15 protein-coding genes are annotated in these 15948 nt (G+C 63.3%); 6 read left to right on the forward strand and 9 right to left on the reverse strand.

Annotated elements, in window-relative coordinates; all coding sequences use genetic code 11:
- Positions 1–144: 144 nt before the first annotated feature.
- Positions 145–2112 carry a ComEC/Rec2 family competence protein gene (locus tag FS320_RS25895; RefSeq protein ID WP_244627387.1) on the forward strand — a complete coding sequence of 656 codons (1968 nt, stop codon included), beginning with the start codon at positions 145–147 and terminating at the stop codon, positions 2110–2112.
- Here the strand turns inward: FS320_RS25895 and lexA are convergent.
- From lexA to FS320_RS25935, 8 genes are all read right to left on the reverse strand, one after another.
- The gene (gene lexA, locus FS320_RS25900; protein WP_152714781.1) at positions 2090–2794 is read right to left on the reverse strand and encodes a transcriptional repressor LexA; all 705 of its coding nucleotides are present in this window, start codon (positions 2792–2794) and stop codon (positions 2090–2092) included. The genes FS320_RS25895 and lexA overlap by 23 nt on opposite strands.
- Before the next feature lie 151 nt (positions 2795–2945).
- Positions 2946–4202 carry a molybdopterin molybdotransferase MoeA gene (locus FS320_RS25905; protein WP_152714783.1) on the reverse strand — a complete coding sequence of 419 codons (1257 nt, stop codon included), beginning with the start codon at positions 4200–4202 and terminating at the stop codon, positions 2946–2948.
- Positions 4199–4675, reverse strand: a complete 477-nt coding sequence (gene moaC / locus FS320_RS25910; protein WP_152714785.1) for a cyclic pyranopterin monophosphate synthase MoaC — start codon at positions 4673–4675, stop codon at positions 4199–4201. Before moaC ends, FS320_RS25905 begins: the two co-directional genes overlap by 4 nt.
- On the reverse strand, positions 4672–5472 hold the full coding sequence (gene trpC / locus FS320_RS25915; protein WP_152714787.1) for an indole-3-glycerol phosphate synthase TrpC: 801 nt from the start codon (positions 5470–5472) through the stop codon (positions 4672–4674). Before trpC ends, moaC begins: the two co-directional genes overlap by 4 nt.
- Before the next feature lie 11 nt (positions 5473–5483).
- Entirely contained in the window at positions 5484–6497 is a 1014-nt protein-coding gene (trpD, locus tag FS320_RS25920; RefSeq protein WP_152714789.1) for an anthranilate phosphoribosyltransferase, read from the reverse strand.
- 5 nt (positions 6498–6502) lie between these two features.
- Positions 6503–7132, reverse strand: a complete 630-nt coding sequence (locus tag FS320_RS25925; protein WP_152714791.1) for an anthranilate synthase component II — start codon at positions 7130–7132, stop codon at positions 6503–6505.
- Positions 7133–7190: 58 nt separating this feature from the next.
- Complete coding sequence (gene trpE / locus FS320_RS25930; RefSeq protein ID WP_152714793.1) at positions 7191–8711, reverse strand: anthranilate synthase component I; 1521 nt, start codon at positions 8709–8711, stop codon at positions 7191–7193.
- A gap of 4 nt (positions 8712–8715) precedes the next feature.
- The gene (locus tag FS320_RS25935; protein ID WP_244627386.1) at positions 8716–10599 is read right to left on the reverse strand and encodes a SurA N-terminal domain-containing protein; all 1884 of its coding nucleotides are present in this window, start codon (positions 10597–10599) and stop codon (positions 8716–8718) included.
- 147 nt (positions 10600–10746) lie between these two features.
- Here FS320_RS25935 and tpiA point away from each other — a divergent pair, with 147 nt between their 5' ends.
- The 5 genes from tpiA (at position 10747) to FS320_RS25960 (ending at position 15425) form a co-directional block, all read left to right on the forward strand.
- A complete protein-coding gene (gene tpiA, locus FS320_RS25940; RefSeq protein WP_152714797.1) occupies positions 10747–11514 on the forward strand; it encodes a triose-phosphate isomerase in 768 nt (255 codons plus the stop codon).
- A 120-nt stretch (positions 11515–11634) separates the two neighbouring features.
- The gene (secG, locus tag FS320_RS25945) at positions 11635–12042 is read left to right on the forward strand and encodes a preprotein translocase subunit SecG (RefSeq protein WP_152714799.1); all 408 of its coding nucleotides are present in this window, start codon (positions 11635–11637) and stop codon (positions 12040–12042) included.
- A gap of 105 nt (positions 12043–12147) precedes the next feature.
- Entirely contained in the window at positions 12148–13776 is a 1629-nt protein-coding gene (locus tag FS320_RS25950; protein ID WP_152714801.1) for a CTP synthase, read from the forward strand.
- Positions 13777–13991: 215 nt separating this feature from the next.
- Positions 13992–14855 carry a VOC family protein gene (locus FS320_RS25955; protein WP_152714803.1) on the forward strand — a complete coding sequence of 288 codons (864 nt, stop codon included), beginning with the start codon at positions 13992–13994 and terminating at the stop codon, positions 14853–14855.
- Between the two features lie 132 nt (positions 14856–14987).
- A complete protein-coding gene (locus FS320_RS25960) occupies positions 14988–15425 on the forward strand; it encodes a DUF350 domain-containing protein (protein ID WP_152714805.1) in 438 nt (145 codons plus the stop codon).
- A gap of 40 nt (positions 15426–15465) precedes the next feature.
- Here FS320_RS25960 and FS320_RS25965 read toward each other — a convergent pair whose 3' ends face one another.
- On the reverse strand, positions 15466–15735 hold the full coding sequence (locus FS320_RS25965; protein WP_152714807.1) for a transcriptional regulator: 270 nt from the start codon (positions 15733–15735) through the stop codon (positions 15466–15468).
- Between the last annotated feature and the right edge of the window lie 213 nt (positions 15736–15948).

Below are 15948 nucleotides of genomic sequence, written 5' to 3' on the forward strand. Positions count from 1 at the left end.
AGTCTGCTATGCTGATCCACGGTTCATCCTCGCTAAGCTTGGGGCTCGGCTTCGGCCACTCCGAAGCAACCCCCGATCTCAGCTTACGGCGAGGGTGAGCCGCCTTCACCCCGAGAACATACGGTCTTAGCCGTCTTTTCCGCCCTGATCGCGTTCACCGCGCTCTTCGCAGGCTTCACGGCCGGTGTGATCCGCACCCGGAGCGTGGCGGCGCCCGCGCTCACCCGGATCGTCATCACGCCAGTCACGGGCTTCATCGAGGCCATAGATGACCGCGAGGTGGGAAAGCGGCTGCTTCTGCGCGTGACTGAAATGAAGGATGTCGCAGAAGCCGAGCGGCCCAAACGGGTGCGGGTCTCGGTGCGCAAAGGCGAGGGGCTCTCTCCCGGACAGCTGATCACAGGTACGGCGCGTCTGCTCCCGCCGCCCCAGGCCGCGTGGCCTGGAGGCTACGATTTCGCCCGTGATGCCTATTTCAAGGGTATTGGCGCCGTAGGCTCCATGGTCGGTCAGGTCCGCCAAGTCGATCCATCGACGAAGCCAGACTTGTCCCTCTGGCTGGCAGCGCGCGTCGACGAGGCGCGCAATGCGCTGACCGAGCGCATCGCCTCAGCCATCGGTGGCGCAGCCGGGGGCGTTGGCGCTGCGCTGGTGACGGGCAAGCGCGGGCTCATTCCGGAGCCTACGAACAACATTCTGCGCGGGGCCGGCCTCTACCACATCGTGTCGATATCGGGTCTCCATATGGTGCTGGCAGCCGGGACCTTCTTCTGGCTGGTGCGTGCACTCCTGGCGCTTGCGCCGGGCCTTGCACTGCTCTGGCCGGTCAAGAAGATTGCCGCAATGGCCGCGATCATCGGCGCTACGGTCTATTGCATCTTCTCCGGCTCCGATGTCGCCACCGAGCGCTCGCTCATCATGACGCTGGTGATGTTCGGTGCGGTTCTGGTCGATCGTCCTGCCTTGAGCATCCGCAATCTGTCGATTGCGGCTCTCATCGTGCTGGCACGCGAACCGGAGGCGCTGCTGGGGCCAAGTTTTCAGATGTCGTTCAGTGCCGTTGCCGCCATGATGGCGCTCGTGCCGTTGGTGCATTGGAAACGGATTGAGAAAGCGCCTGCCACGTTGTTTGAACGGGGACTTCTCGGGATTGGACAGGCAATGCTCGGGCTCGTCACAACGACGCTCGTGGCCAGCATCGCGACGGCGCCTTTCGCCGCTTACCATTTCCAGAGTTTAAATCCTTATGGCCTTATTGGAAACGCACTCGCTCTGCCGCTCGTCTCACTGGTCGTAATGCCGTCCGCCGTTCTCGGTGTGCTGGCCTATCCTTTCAGTCTTGATCGTCCGGTCTGGCAATTCATGGGAGTGGCCGTTTCCCAGGTCCTCGACGCCTCGGCTTGGGTCGGAAGTTTCAGCGGCTCGACGACGTTCGTTCCGGCCCTGGATGTCGTCGCTCTTGTTCTCTTGAGCATCGGCTTGATCGTTCTGACCATCCCAGCTTCCTCCCTGCGTTGGCTTGCCCTCCTGCCTGCCGGAGCAGGACTGGCCTTCGTTGCTACACCGCACCGCTATGACATCTTCATAGACCGGGACGGGGCAGGGGCTGCCATCCGCGCCAAAGGCGGACAGCTTGCCATCGTCGGGCGCCCCTCCGATTTCGTCGCCGAACAATGGCTGCACGCCGATGGGGACGCAAGAAGTGCCGATGATGGGAGCCTCAGGCAGGAGGCACGATGCGACGCCGGAGGCTGCGTGGTTGCGGCTGCAGGCGGACGATGGATCGCGTTCGTCCAGGATTTCTCGGCATTCGAAGAAGATTGCCGTCGCGCCACGGTGATTTTCACAAGACTTAAGGCGCCCCCGACATGCAGGGCACACTTCGTCCTGGATGGTGAAGAACTGAAGGAACGCGGCGCGATGACGATCCGCTTCAGCCCTGAGGCTGTCGAAGTACACTCCGTCAGAAAAGGCCGCGAGATCAGGTCTTGGTCCGGCGCAGAAACGCTTCAAGCCGAAGCATCGCCTGCTCGGGAAAGGCCACGTCGAGCGCAGCCAGTCCCAGAGCAGGATTTTCCCGAGGAAGGACTCAGTACCGGCGAACCAGACTGACGAGCTTACCCTGGATCTTGACCCGATCGGGACCGAGAACGCGGGTCTCATAGGCCTGGTTGGCGGCCTCGAGCGCAATTGAGGAGCCGCGACGGCGGAAGCGCTTCAGGGTCGCTTCCTCGTCGTCGATCAGCGCCACGATGATGTCACCCGTATTGGCCGAATCCTGGCGCCGGATCACCACGAGATCGCCGTCGAGAATGCCGGCTTCCACCATCGAGTCCCCACGGACTTCAAGGGCAAAGTGATCGCCCTGGGCAAGGAAGTCGCCGGAGAGGGTGATGGAATGGCTGCGGGTCTGGATTGCCGAGATCGGCACACCGGCGGCGATCCGGCCCATGACTGGGATCGACATTTCCCGATCCCGAGAATCAGGCGCAGACTGGGGCGCGGCCTTGGCCTTGCCGGCGAGCCCGCCCTCGACCACGCTCGGTGTGAAGCGCCGCTGGCTGCCCGCACCGCTGGTGCTCTCCGGCAGGCGGATCACCTCCAGCGCCCGGGCGCGGTTCGGCAGGCGGCGGATGAAGCCGCGCTCCTCGAGCGCCGTGATGAGGCGATGGATGCCGGATTTCGACTTGAGATCAAGCGCGTCCTTCATCTCGTCGAAAGACGGCGGAACCCCGGTTTCACGAAGCCGCTCATGAATGAAGCGGAGCAATTCGTGCTGTTTGCGCGTCAGCATGGCTGGCCCTTACTGCTCCTACGAGGAGCGATTCTGAAACAAAGCGAGAACAAGGTAGCCGTTCTTGCTGTGTTCCGCAAGCCTGCCGCTCAGCTGACCTGCCAAACAATTCTTCAGTTTGCCTGCAGGTAAGCTCCAAGCGCGCAGTTCATTAGCAGAAACGCTCAAGCCGAATGATACGGCAGGGCTCCCCAGCCATTGCGGCTGGAGCGTGTGGTGGACGGACGAGGAGGGCGTCGGATCGCTCCAGGATACTCAGCATCGATGAATCCTGCAGCAGATGTGGCGTTGCGACGGGGAGCATCAGGCGCTCAGGGCCCTTGGCAAGGCTCAAGGGGACGTCCTGGAGGGAGAGAGAAGCGCGCATGTAATCTTGGCGCTCTCGATTGGGCGGGAGGTCAGCTCCCAGGATTGCATCCTCCGTTGGATCTTCGGCCGCTTTCTGGTCGCCCAGGAGGGCACGGATCGCTGGGATCAGGAAAAGCACCGCGCAGACGAGGGAGGAGACCGGATTGCCGGGAAGACCGAGCAACAAGGTTGATCCAAGACGCCCGTGCATGAGTGGCTTGCCGGGCCGCAAGGCCACGCGCCAGAAACCGAGATCCATGCCTTGGCGGCACAAGGCTTTCTGCACCAGATCGTGCTCGCCTACCGATGCGCCGCCCAGGGTGACGAGAATATCGGCGCCCGCATCTCTCGCTGCCTGAATGCGTTCGTCGAGCGATTCAAGCGTGTCTCGTGCAATGCCGAGATCGATGGCCTCGGCCCCTGCTTTCTCGACCATCAGCATCGTGGCCGGAAGGCTGGAAGCGGTAATCTGGTCGGGGCCGACAGGATCGCCCGCCCGCACCAGCTCGTCGCCTGTAGCGAGAATGGCGACCCGCGGCTTGCGGTGAACGGGAAGTGCCCCATGGCCCATGGCGGCCGCCAGGGCGATGTGGCGGGAATCCAAACGCAAGCCGGCTTGCAGGAGCACGTCCCCAGCGCGGAAATCGAGGCCGGCTGCCCGGATATGGCGGCTGGAGCGAGCCGGTTCCTTCACCACCACATGATCTCCGGATCGTTCCGTATCCTCCTGCAGCACCACCGCGTCGGCGCCGTCAGGAACAGGCGCGCCGGTGAAGATCCGCACGGCCTCCATAGCTCCGACAGTGCCGGAGAAGCGATTGCCGGCAGCGCTCGTGCCGATCACCCGCAGCGTTGCGGGTACCTGAGTACAGTCGGCGCTTCGCACCGCATAGCCATCCATGGCGGAGGCAGGAAAGGGCGGCTGGTCGCGCCGGGCGTCGACATCCTCGGCGAGCGTCCGGCCGGCGCAGGCGGCGAGGGGACCATGCTCGATCCCGACCGGCTTATCGACGCTTGCCAGTACGCGGGACAGGGCATCCTCGACGGAGATCAGGCTCATGGCGCCTCGAAATCTCCCGAGCGGCCGCCGCTCTTCCGCCGCAGGCGGACATTCTCGATCCGCATCGCCTTATCGGCAGCCTTCACCATGTCGTAGATCGTCAGGCAAGCAATGGAAACGGCGGTCAGCGCCTCCATCTCGACGCCAGTCTGGCCCGACACCTTGACCTCGGCGCTCACGCGCACGCCGGGAAGGCTGTCATCGAGGGTGCAGTCCACCTTGACCTTCGAGATAAGGAGAGGGTGGCACAGCGGAATGAGTTCGTGCGTACGCTTGGAAGCCATGATCCCGGCGAGCCGGGCCGTGCCCAGAACATCGCCCTTCTTCGCCTCGCCGTGGCGGATCAGGTCCAGGGTTTGTGCCTGCATCACCACGTATCCCTCGGCGATCGCGGTGCGGCTGGTGACGCCCTTGTCGGAAACGTCGACCATGCTGGCCTGACCCGATGCATCGAGATGCGTGAGCTTCGTCATGCCGCCTCGCCGAACAGAAGTTTCCGCGTGGCTAACGCGACATCGGCCTGCCGCATCAGGCTTTCACCCACGAGGAAGGTGCGGATACCGACATTCGACAGCCGCTCGATATCGGAAAGCGTGAAGATGCCGCTCTCGCCAACGACAATGCGCTCGGACGGGATCAGGGGAGCCAATTCCTCGCTGACGCCGAGCGATACCTCGAAGGTGCGCAGATTGCGGTTATTGATGCCGACCAGCTTGGTACCAAGCGGCAGGGCACGTTCCAGCTCCGCCCGATCATGCACTTCGACCAGCACATCCATGCCAAGATCATGCGCCGTGTCGATCAAGGCGCGCGCCTCTTTGTCGGAGACGCTTGCCATGATGACCAGAATGCAATCGGCGCCCCAGGCACGTGCCTCGTAGACCTGATAGGGCTCGAACAGGAAGTCCTTGCGCAAGGCCGGGAGGCCCGAGGCTTCACGCGCCTGAGCCAGGTATTCGGGTTTGCCCTGGAAAGACGGCTCGTCGGTCAGGACAGACAGGCAGGTGGCGCCGCCCTCCGCATAGGCCCTCGCCAAGCTCGGCGGATCGAAATCGGCGCGGATCAGACCCTTTGAGGGGCTGGCCTTCTTCACCTCGGCGATGAGGGCAGGCCGCCTCTCGGCAAGGTGGCGTTCGATCGCTTCTGCAAAGCCGCGAGCCGGGGCGGCCGAACGGGCGCGACGCTCCATCTCACTGGGCGAAACAGCTGCTTTCGCCGCTGCGATCTCCTGACGTTTATAAGCTTCGATCCTGCTGAGAACGTCGGCCATGGGAGGTTCACTCAGCTGTTCGAGACTGTGACGAGACGTTCGAGTGTCGCCTTCGAGGCGCCGCTGTCGAGCGCCCGCGAGGCACGGTCGAGACCATCCCGTAGGTTCTCGGCCTCGTCCGCGATCACCAGAGCGGCGGCGGCATTGAGCAGGGAAACGTCGCGATAAGGCGTGCGCGCGCCATCCAGAACGGCGCGCAGCTGGGCCGCATTGTGCTCTGGGTCGCCGCCTCTGAGCTCGTCGAGCGACACGGTCGGCAGGCCGACCTCCTCAGGGGTCACGGTGAAGCGACGGATTGCGCCATTTTCCAAGGCCATCACGAAGGTCGGGCCGGTGGTCGTCATCTCGTCGAGCCCATCGGAGCCATGCACGGTCCAGACTTTCTGAGAGCCGAGCTCCTTCAGAACCTGAGTGAGAGGCTCGAGCCAAGCTTCTGAAAACACGCCGAGAAGCTGGCGCTTCGCGCCGGCGGGATTGGCCAGCGGTCCGAGCAGGTTGAAGATCGTGCGCGTCCCGAGTTCGACACGCACCGGCGCCACATGGCGCATGGCAGCGTGGTGAGTCTGCGCGAACATGAAGCAAAGCTTGGTCTCTTCGAGGCAACGCTCCAGGCCTTCGGGATCGAGGCCGAGCTTCAAACCCAGGGCGGCAAGCACGTCGGCAGTGCCGGATTTCGAGGAGGCTGCCCGGTTGCCGTGCTTTGCGACGGGAACACCGCAGGAGGCCACGATGATTGAGGCCAGCGTCGAGATATTGTAGCTGCCCTTGTGATCTCCGCCGGTGCCGACGATGTCGATCGCCTTCTCGGGAGCATTGACCTGCAACATACGGCCGCGCATCGCCGTGACCGCCCCGACGATTTCCTCAAGGGCCTCGCCGCGGACCCGCAGTGCCATCAGGAACGCACCGCCCTGGGCCGGTGTCACTTCGCCGGACAGCAGGTCATCGAAGGCATCCCGCGCCTCGTCACGCGTCAGCGATGCGCCCGTGGCGACCTTGGCGAGGTAGGATTTGAACGATTCCATCGGTTTCAATGTCCTGCTGGAGCGGTTACACCGCCGGCGTGGCGGTGCTTGGCGTTCCAATCCGCCGCGAGTTCGAAGAAATTGCGCATGATCGTCGTCCCATGCTCCGACAGGATGCTCTCTGGGTGGAACTGGACGCCATGGATCGGCAGCGAGCGGTGCGACAGGCCCATGACAAGACCGTCGGATGTCTCTGCTGTCACCTGCAGGTCGGCCGGGCAGGTCTCGCGGTCCACGATCAGTGAGTGGTAGCGGGTCGCCTTGAAGGAGCCGTTGATGCCGCGGAACACCGCCTGACCGCCGTGTTCCACCTCGGAAACCTTGCCGTGCATGGGCAGGGGTGCCCGCGAGACGATGCCGCCGAAGACCTGTCCGATCGCCTGCAGCCCCAGGCAGACGCCGAAGGTCGGGATCTCAGGCGAGGCACGCTTCACGAGATCGAGGCATATCCCGGCCTCATTCGGCGTGCAGGGGCCGGGAGAGAGCACGATGGCATCCGGTCGAGAGGCGAGCACCTCGTCGGTGGTGATGGCATCGTTGCGCACCACATCGACCGAGGTCGCGAGCGGGCCGAGCAGATGCACCAGATTCCAGGTGAAGCTGTCGTAATTGTCGATGACGAGAACGCGGGTCATAGCGCGCCGACGTTCGCGTAAGCGAAGCTCCCGGTCAAGGGAAGCATTGAAGCCGAGCTCATTGGCCGACCCTCGCTTGGCTGGCAAAACGCACTGCCTCTTCCGCGGCCCGGAAGAGGGCCTTGGATTTGTTGATGCATTCCTGCTGCTCGGAGGCCGGGTCGGAATCGTAGACGATGCCCGCGCCGGCCTGGACCGCCATACGCCCGTCCTTCACAACGGCCGTGCGCAGCACGATACAGGTATCCATCTCGCCATTGGCGCCGAAATAGCCGATGCATCCGGCATAGGGCCCGCGCTTGTCCTTCTCCAACTCGTCGATGATCTGCATGGCGCGCACCTTTGGCGCGCCGGAGACCGTCCCGGCCGGGAAGCCCGCAACGAGGGCGTCGAGCGCGTCGAAGGAGGAATCGAGCCTGCCTTCCACATTCGAGACGATGTGCATCACCTGGCTGTAATATTCGAGGAAGAACGAATCCGTGACCTCCACGGATCCCATCTCGGCTACGCGGCCCACATCGTTGCGCCCGAGATCGAGCAGCATCAGATGCTCCGCCCGCTCCTTCTGATCGGCGAGCAGGCTTTCCGCATGGGCCCGGTCCTCGGCAGCCGTCGCGCCGCGCGGCCGCGTTCCCGCGATGGGACGGATCGTGACCTTGCCGTCGCGGACCCGCACCAGGATCTCGGGCGAGGAGCAGACGATCTGAAAGTCCTCGAAGTCGAGATAGCAGAGGAACGGAGCCGGATTGACCCGGCGCAGGGAACGGTAGAGCGCAAAGGCGGGCAGGGGAAAGGCCGACTCGAACCGCTGCGACAGCACCACTTGGAAGATGTCCCCGGCGCGGATGTAGTCCTTCGCCTTGGCGACCATGGCCTCGAACTCCTGCGGCGTCGTGTTCGAAACCGGCGGCTCGAAGTGGATCTTGGTCGGATCGCTGCGGTCGTCCATAGGCAGGGGCCGTTCCAGGGCGGCCGTCACCTCGTCAAGGCGCGAGAGGGCGGTTTCATAGGCCGCCCTCGCGGATGTACCAGCCTGCGGGCGCACGGGCGTGATGAGCGATATCTCGTCCCTGACCCCATCGAACACCACCATCACGGTCGGACGGATCAGAATGGCGTCCGGCACTTCCAGCACGTCCGGATTTGGCAAGGGCAGGCGCTCCATGAGCCGCACCATGTCGTAGCCCAGATAGCCGAAGAGACCTGCCGCCATCGGCGGCAGGTCGTCGGAGAGGGGCAGGGCGCTTTCCTTGATCAGCGCGCGCAGGCTCTCCAGTGGCGGACGCTCCTCCACCCTGAATTCCAGCATGCGGCTCAGGGCCTGGCGGTCGATGGAGGCCACCCCATCCTGGCAGCGCCAGACGAGATCGGGATCGAGCCCGATCATGGAGAAGCGGCCACGGGTCGCTCCGCCTTCGACGGATTCAAGCAGAAAGGCCGAACCCTTCCGGTCATGCCGCAGCTTCAGGAAAGCCGCAACGGGGGTCAGCAGATCGCCCACGAGGGTCGTGCGCAAGACGCCGGCCTCGCCAGCCTCATAGGCTGCTGCGAACGTGTCGAAATCGGGCGTGACCGTCATGGGTTTAAGATTCGCCCCCCGTTGCCCGACGCAGCGCCTGCTGGTTGATGGTGACGCCGAGATCCTGACGGACTTGGGCGATGTACTGGCTGATCAGGTCATCGCCGAACCCGGTCCGGAGCTGGTTCTCGGCATTCTGCGCCGCTTGCGTCGTGGTGATCAGGGGGGGCACCGTGGCCGAGGTGACCTTGAACACCGCGCGAGCATCCGTTCCGTTAGCAGCGTGGCCTGCCTTACCTACAGGAACGGCGAAGATGCGGTTCACAGCCTCGGTAGCCAGATCATCCTTCGCAGTGTTGCGAGCGAGATCGGCCGCATTCTCGACCGGCGCGCCCGCGTCCTGGGCCACAACCTCAATGGCCTCGCCTTTTTCAAGGCGTCCGAAGAGCTCGTTCGCTTTTTCGGACAGGCGCTGAGCGACCTGATCCTCGTGCCACTGGGTGGCGACCTGATCACGGACCTCGTCGAGGTTCTTCTCGCGTGGGGCTTCAATGCCGGTCACGTCGTACCAGACGTAGCCGGTGGCGGTGCGCAGGGCCTCGTTGTCGACGCCGATATCGGATGCGAAGGCCGCTTTCACCACAGCATCCTTCTCGGGCAGATTGACCGGATTGCCGGCCTTATCGAGACCGCCGGCCTCGACCGCCGGGACCTGGATCAGTGTCAGGCCCTTTTCCTTTGCGATGTCTGCCAGCGGCTTGGCGCCGGCACGCAGGTCCTCGATCTCGTCATGGATCTTCTCGATCTGACCCTGGGCACGCTCACGGGCGACTTCCTGGCGGAGTTCGGCAGCAACCTCCTCGAAGGGACGAACGGCCTCGGGCTGGATCTGGGTGACCCGCACGAGCACCGGCCCGAAGCGGCCGGCGACCGGCGCGCTCACAGCCCCCTGCTCAAGGGCAAAGGCTGCATCCGCCACGGCCTGATCGAGCATTTCGGTCTTGGTGAAGGTGCCGAGTTCAAGATCTTGCGGGGAAACGTTGCGCTCGGTGGCAACGGCCTCGAAGGCGGTGCCTTCCTTGATCTTGGCGGCGGCCGCCTCGGCATCTGCCTGGGACGGGAAGGTGATCTGCTGGATCGTACGGCGCTCGGGCGTTCCGTACTTGGCCTTCTGCTGCTCATATGCTTGGCGGGCGTCGGCCTCGGCCACGGTATCGGGCTTGGCAAGAGCGGCGGCATCGAGCGCCATGACCGTCACAGCCCGGTATTCAGGAGCGCGGAAAGTACTCTTGCGCTCGTTGTAGAAGGTCTGAAGCTGCTCGGCCGTGGGAGCCGGGATATCGCCCGCCATGGCCGGGGTGAGGAGGAGATAGGAGGCAGCGCGGCGCTCGCTCCCAAAGCGATGGAGAGCATCGCGCGCTGCAGCCGGCACGGTGATGTCTCCGGCAACGGCCTCAGCCAGATGGAGACGCGCCATGGCGGAGCGCTGCTCCTGCACGAAGCCTGCCTCGGAGAGGCCGGCATTGCGCAGGGCCTGATCGAAGAGCGCGCGATTGAATTGACCGTCCGCTCCCTTGAAGGTCGGATTGTTCATGATCGAAGCGGCAACAAGCGTGTCGGAGACCGAGAGGCCCATCTGCTTGGCCTGCTCGGCCATCACGGCTTCGGTCACCAGATTGGAGACGACCTGCTGGTAGAGGCCGAAGGCGCGGGCCTGCTCGGCGCTAATGACGGTGCGGAACTGACGCCCGAGCCGCTGAAGCTCGTTCGTGTAGGCATTACGGACCTGATCGACCGTGATGGTAGTGCCTCCGACCTCGGCCACCGCGGAAGCGGGCGTCGTACGGAAAATGTCGCCGATGCCCCAGATGGCGAAGCTGACGATGAGGGCGCCAAAAAAGACGGTGGCGATGATTTTGCCGACCAGCGTCTGCCCAGCCTTGCGCATGTTCCGAAGCATCGTGAACCCGTTTTCCAAAAACTCGTTAAACCTGCCGATAAACGATCAGGGGCTCTACGAAAAGGGCAAGTCTGGTTGAAAGAAGGCTCAAGCGTCTGCTAGTGCCAATAATCAAGCGTAACAGGAGTGCCTTAAATGAGCGTCGATAGGCCGCGCCCGCTGGTGGCGGGAAACTGGAAGATGAACGGGGTGAAGAGTTCGGCCAAGGTTTTGACCGAGATCCATGCCGGCTACACGCCCGGGCTGAAAGCCAAGGTGGAGCTGGCCGTCTGCCCTCCGGCAACTCTCGTGTCCCTCCTCTCATATGCATCGGTCGGCTCCCGCGTCGCCATCGGGGCCCAGGATTGCCACGCCAAGGAATCGGGCGCCTTCACGGGCGATCTTTCGGCGGAAATGCTCGCCGATGCCGGAGCCACCTACGTGATCGTCGGCCATTCCGAACGCCGCCAATATCATAAGGAGAGGGACGTCGAAGTCTGCGCCAAAGCCGTTGCGGCCCATCGCGCCGGCCTCACGGCCATCGTCTGCGTCGGCGAAACCCGGGAGGAGCGCGAGTCTGGCAAGACGCTCAGCGTCGTCCGCAAGCAGTTGCGCGGCTCGATCCCGGTCGATTCGAACAGCCGCAACCTCGTGGTCGCCTATGAGCCCGTCTGGGCCATCGGCACCGGCCTGACCCCGACCGTCGCGGACGTGGCGGAAGTGCATGCCCTGATCCGGGACGAGCTGCGCCGCCTCGTCGGCAAGGCGGATGCGCCGAAGGTCCGCATCCTTTATGGCGGCTCCGTGAAGCCCTCGAATGCCGCCGAGCTGATGGCGGTTGAGAACGTCAATGGCGCCCTGGTCGGCGGGGCAAGTCTCGTGGCCGCCGATTTCCTGGCCATCGCAGGAGCGTATCTCGGGTAACTGAGAAAAGGCGGCTTGCAGGTCTTTGATCCTGCGCCCACCTATGCTACAGGCCGCCGCAACGATCGGATTGCGAGCGGCTGTCGCCCTGTGCGCAGCCGCTTGAGGTTTTTGAAAACGATGCAAACAGTTCTCATCATTGTCCACCTGATCATCGTGCTCGCTTTGATCGGCGTGGTTCTCCTGCAGCGCTCCGAAGGCGGCGGCATGGGTCTCGGCGGAAGCGGAGGCGGCGGTGTGTCCGGCTTCATGACCGGACGCGGTCAGGCCAATGCACTCACCCGCGCCACGGCGGTTCTGGCAGGCCTTTTCTTCGTGACGAGCATCGCGCTCACCGTCATGGCGACCTCGAACCGGGCCCCGCGCTCGATCCTCGACGGCGCCACGCCGGCAGCTCCGGCTCCGGGCCAGCAGGCTCCGGCGTCTCCGCAGGGCGGCAACGTGCTCGAGCAGCTACAGCGCCTCCAGGGCGATCAGCCGGCGGCTCCGGCTCCCAGCGCTCCGGCGCCGGCAGCGCCCCAGCAGTAAGTGACACCAGGGCCGGACCTTCCGGCCCTCTCTTTTTGTGGATGAGCTTCGGGTAACGCGTTTCGCGATTGCGAATCGGCGTCCGATATTTATGGATAGGGGTCCATGACGCGGTACGTATTCATCACCGGCGGCGTGGTGTCTTCGCTCGGCAAGGGTCTGGCTTCGGCGGCCCTTGGAGCGCTTCTCCAAGCACGCGGTTACAAGGTTCGGCTTCGCAAGCTCGACCCATATCTCAACGTCGATCCGGGGACCATGAGTCCCTACCAGCACGGCGAGGTCTTCGTGACCGACGACGGAGCTGAGACCGATCTGGATCTCGGACATTATGAGCGCTTCACCGGTGTTCCGGCCACCAAGGCCGACAACATCACCACCGGGCGCATTTACCTCGACATCATCACCAAGGAGCGACGCGGCGACTATCTCGGCGCCACGATCCAGGTGATCCCGCACGTGACCAACGCCATCAAGGACTTCGTGCTCACCGGCAACGAAGGCTTCGATTTCGTCCTCGTCGAGATCGGCGGGACGGTCGGCGACATCGAGGGCCTGCCATTCTTCGAGGCGATCCGCCAACTCGGCAACGATCTGGAGCGGGGGCAGGCGATCTACGTCCACCTGACGCTCCTGCCGTTCATTCCGTCTGCCGGCGAGCTGAAGACCAAGCCGACCCAGCACTCGGTCGCGGAGCTGCGCTCCATCGGCATTCAGCCCGACATCCTTCTCTGCCGCACCGATCGGGAGATCCCGAAGGATGAGCGTCGTAAGCTTGCCCTGTTCTGCAATGTGCGGGAGACGGCGGTGATCGAGGCGCGCGATGCGCGCTCGATCTATGACGTCCCGCTCGCCTATCACGAGGCGGGGCTCGACAGTGAGGTTCTGGCGGCCTTCGGCCTCGACAGCGCGAAGGCTCCCAATCTCAACCGCTGGACCAACATCTCCGGGCGCGTCCACAATCCGGAAGGTGAAGTCACCATTGCGGTGGTCGGAAAGTATACCGGCCTCAAGGACGCCTATAAGTCGCTCATCGAAGCCCTCCATCATGGCGGTATCGCCAATCAGGTGAAGGTGAACCTGGAGTGGATCGAGAGCGAGATCTTCGAGAACGAGGATCCGGCCCCGTTCCTCGAGGGTATTCACGGCATCATGGTTCCCGGTGGCTTCGGCCAGCGTGGCGCCGAAGGCAAGATCCGTGCGGCCCGCTTCGCCCGTGAGCGCAAGGTGCCGTATTTCGGCATCTGCTTCGGCATGCAGATGGCGGTTATCGAGGCGGCCCGGTCCCTCGCCGGCATCAAGGATGCCAGCTCGACCGAGTTCGGCCCGACCTCGGAGCCGGTTGTCGGCCTCATGACCGAGTGGCTGCGCGGGAACGAACTCGAGAAGCGCTCATTGAGCGGCGATCTCGGCGGCACCATGCGCCTTGGCGCCTATCAGGCGTCGCTCAAGCCCGGCAGCAAGGTGGCGGAAATCTATGGCGGCACGGAAATCTCAGAGCGGCACCGGCACCGTTACGAGGTCAACATGACCTACCGCGACCGGCTGGAGGGGAAGGGCCTGCGTTTCTCGGGGGTCTCGCCCGACGGGGTTCTGCCCGAGATCGTGGAATACGAGGACCATCCCTGGTTCATCGGGGTTCAGTATCACCCGGAGCTTAAATCGCGTCCTTTCGAGCCGCATCCGCTCTTCAAGAGCTTCATTCATGCGGCCGTGGAGCAAAGCCGGCTGGTTTGAGCGCCCATACTGCCACGTCATCACCGGCCTTGTGCCGGTGATCTCGATGTACTGAAGCGCAGCGCTCCTCCAATCGAGATGGCCGGGACAGGCCCGGCCATGACGGCAGGCAATGTGCTTTTCGGTTGATGCCCCGGATCGGGCTCACGAGCCAGTCGTTCGCCAAATCCATTCTGGCGCACTAAGTCTATGCTCTCGCTACAGGAAAGAGCCCGATGACCCGCCGGATCGACCATCTCGTTGTTGCCGTCCACGACCTCGATCAGGCCGGAAGCTTCTATCAGCGCCTCGGCTTTCAGGTCGGCGCCCGCAACCGCCACCCCTGGGGCACCGAGAATCGGATCGTCCAGCTTCCCAGTTCCTTCATCGAGCTGATCACCGTGGGCGAGGGGACTGCGATTGCCCCGCATCGGGCGAGCGCCTTCAGCTTCGGCGCATTCGTCCAGGATTACCTCAGGGATCGCGAAGGCTTGGCGATGCTGGTTCTCGACAGCAAGGATGCCAAGGCGGACGCGGCTCTGTTTTCGGAGAGCGGCATCGGCTCGTTCGAACCCTTTCATTTCGAGCGCAGCGGACGCCGTCCGGACGGCAGCGAGACCAAGGTCGCCTTCACCTTGGCCTTCACGTCAGCCGAGAACTCTCCGAAGGCAGGCTTCTTCGTTTGCCAGCAGCACTTTCCGGAAAACTTCTGGAATCCCGAGTTCCAGCGTCATGACAACAAGGCGACGCAAATCTCATCGGTGACCCTGGCTGCGCCCTCTCCAGAGCGGCTTCGCTCTTTCCTGAGAGCCTTCTCGGGCGTGCAGCCGGCCAGTCCGGACGGGGACGATCTGTCTTTCCGCTTAGGCGACAGCCATATCGATGTCCTCACGCCCGACGATGCCGCCGAGATTTATGGCTCGGTGGAAGCCGAGCTCGATCAGCCATCCTTCGTGGCCTTTGCGGTTCGCGTCGAGGACATCCACCGTCAGGCGCAGTGGTTGGATTCGGCCGATATTCCATATCAGCACATCGGCAGCAGGCTCATCGTACCGGCCAGCGCCGCCTTCGGCGTCGCGATCGCTTTCGAGCCAACGTAATATTAACCATACCCCTGTATCGATGAACGCATCGTGCGGAAAAGCGCCGGCGGTTTTCCGCGCCAAACAATGTGCAAATTGAGGGCTTGAGCGTCGAATGGATTTCAAAAGTGGTGTCCACTTTTAGGTCCGATGGTCAAGAAAAATGAAACGTATGGGGGACTAACCGTGGCTTCATCTCTGGCGGGCTTGCCCGATTTCCTGATCTTCTTCGTGCTCGCGGTCGCCTTGGTCGGCCTTTACCTCGCGATCTACACGCTCGCGACCATGCACAACGAGTTCGCCCTGATCCGTGAGAACGTGATCTCAGCGGCCACCGCTCTCGGTTTCAGCCTCGTCGGCTTCGCCCTTCCTCTTGCCAGCGCCATCGTCCATGCCCAGACAATCGTCGATTGCCTCGTTTGGGGCTTGGTGGCCTTGGCAGTCCAGATCATTGTGTATTGGCTGGTCCGGATCGTGATGCCCAACCTGTCGCAGCGCATCGCCGGTGGTGAAATGGCGGCCGCCTTGTTCCTCGGCGCAGCTTCGCTGGCTGCGGGAATTATCAACGCTGCGGCAATGACGTTCTGAGAACGCGTTCGAGCCTGGGGAAACCGTCCGCGGCTTTGGACTAGACGCTCGCTTCCACCATCCGGGCGAACTGAACGGCCTCTGCGCGCAAGGCCGGGGGCACCAGCATCGGGTTCTTGTGTCGAACGGCGTAGAGCATGGCGATCCGCTCGATCGCCCTGAGATAAAGATCTGGAATCTCGTTCTCGCCCCATTCGAAGGATTGGTAGTCGCGCAGGTTCAGTTCGATCTCATGGGCCATTCTGCTTTGCGTGAAGCCAAGCGCCGTTCTCAGAGCCACAAGCTCGTGCATCTTGCTATTGTCGGACATTGGAGCGCCCCCATGCGCTACTCGGTGAATCGTCGGTCCGATTCAGCAGTGTCTGCAGGTAAAATTTCTTATTTCTTCCATGCAGATAGTACTACTGTGTCATAAACTCACGAGGCGAGCTATAGTCGGGAGATCCATCATGCGGAGGCGTGTGATGAACCTTCCTATCCCATCAGAGACGCGCGAGGCGCGGTTTGCCGCCTATGTTGATGC

It is taken from the genome of Microvirga tunisiensis (genome assembly GCF_009296175.1).
Lineage (GTDB): Bacteria > Pseudomonadota > Alphaproteobacteria > Rhizobiales > Beijerinckiaceae > Microvirga > Microvirga tunisiensis.

Coding starts and splice junctions, on each gene's coding strand:
- FS320_RS25965 (WP_152714807.1), bottom strand. CDS start 15,735: ATGTCCGACAATAGCAAGATGCACGAGCTTGTGGCTCTGAGAACGGCG.
- tpiA (WP_152714797.1), top strand. CDS start 10,747: ATGAGCGTCGATAGGCCGCGCCCGCTGGTGGCGGGAAACTGGAAGATG.
- FS320_RS25905 (WP_152714783.1), bottom strand. CDS start 4,202: ATGAGCCTGATCTCCGTCGAGGATGCCCTGTCCCGCGTACTGGCAAGC.
- trpC (WP_152714787.1), bottom strand. CDS start 5,472: ATGGCCGACGTTCTCAGCAGGATCGAAGCTTATAAACGTCAGGAGATC.
- moaC (WP_152714785.1), bottom strand. CDS start 4,675: ATGACGAAGCTCACGCATCTCGATGCATCGGGTCAGGCCAGCATGGTC.
- FS320_RS25925 (WP_152714791.1), bottom strand. CDS start 7,132: ATGACCCGCGTTCTCGTCATCGACAATTACGACAGCTTCACCTGGAAT.
- FS320_RS25955 (WP_152714803.1), top strand. CDS start 13,992: ATGACCCGCCGGATCGACCATCTCGTTGTTGCCGTCCACGACCTCGAT.
- trpE (WP_152714793.1), bottom strand. CDS start 8,711: ATGACGGTCACGCCCGATTTCGACACGTTCGCAGCAGCCTATGAGGCT.
- trpD (WP_152714789.1), bottom strand. CDS start 6,497: ATGGAATCGTTCAAATCCTACCTCGCCAAGGTCGCCACGGGCGCATCG.
- FS320_RS25950 (WP_152714801.1), top strand. CDS start 12,148: ATGACGCGGTACGTATTCATCACCGGCGGCGTGGTGTCTTCGCTCGGC.
- FS320_RS25960 (WP_152714805.1), top strand. CDS start 14,988: ATGGTCAAGAAAAATGAAACGTATGGGGGACTAACCGTGGCTTCATCT.
- FS320_RS25935 (WP_244627386.1), bottom strand. CDS start 10,599: ATGCGCAAGGCTGGGCAGACGCTGGTCGGCAAAATCATCGCCACCGTC.
- secG (WP_152714799.1), top strand. CDS start 11,635: ATGCAAACAGTTCTCATCATTGTCCACCTGATCATCGTGCTCGCTTTG.
- lexA (WP_152714781.1), bottom strand. CDS start 2,794: ATGCTGACGCGCAAACAGCACGAATTGCTCCGCTTCATTCATGAGCGG.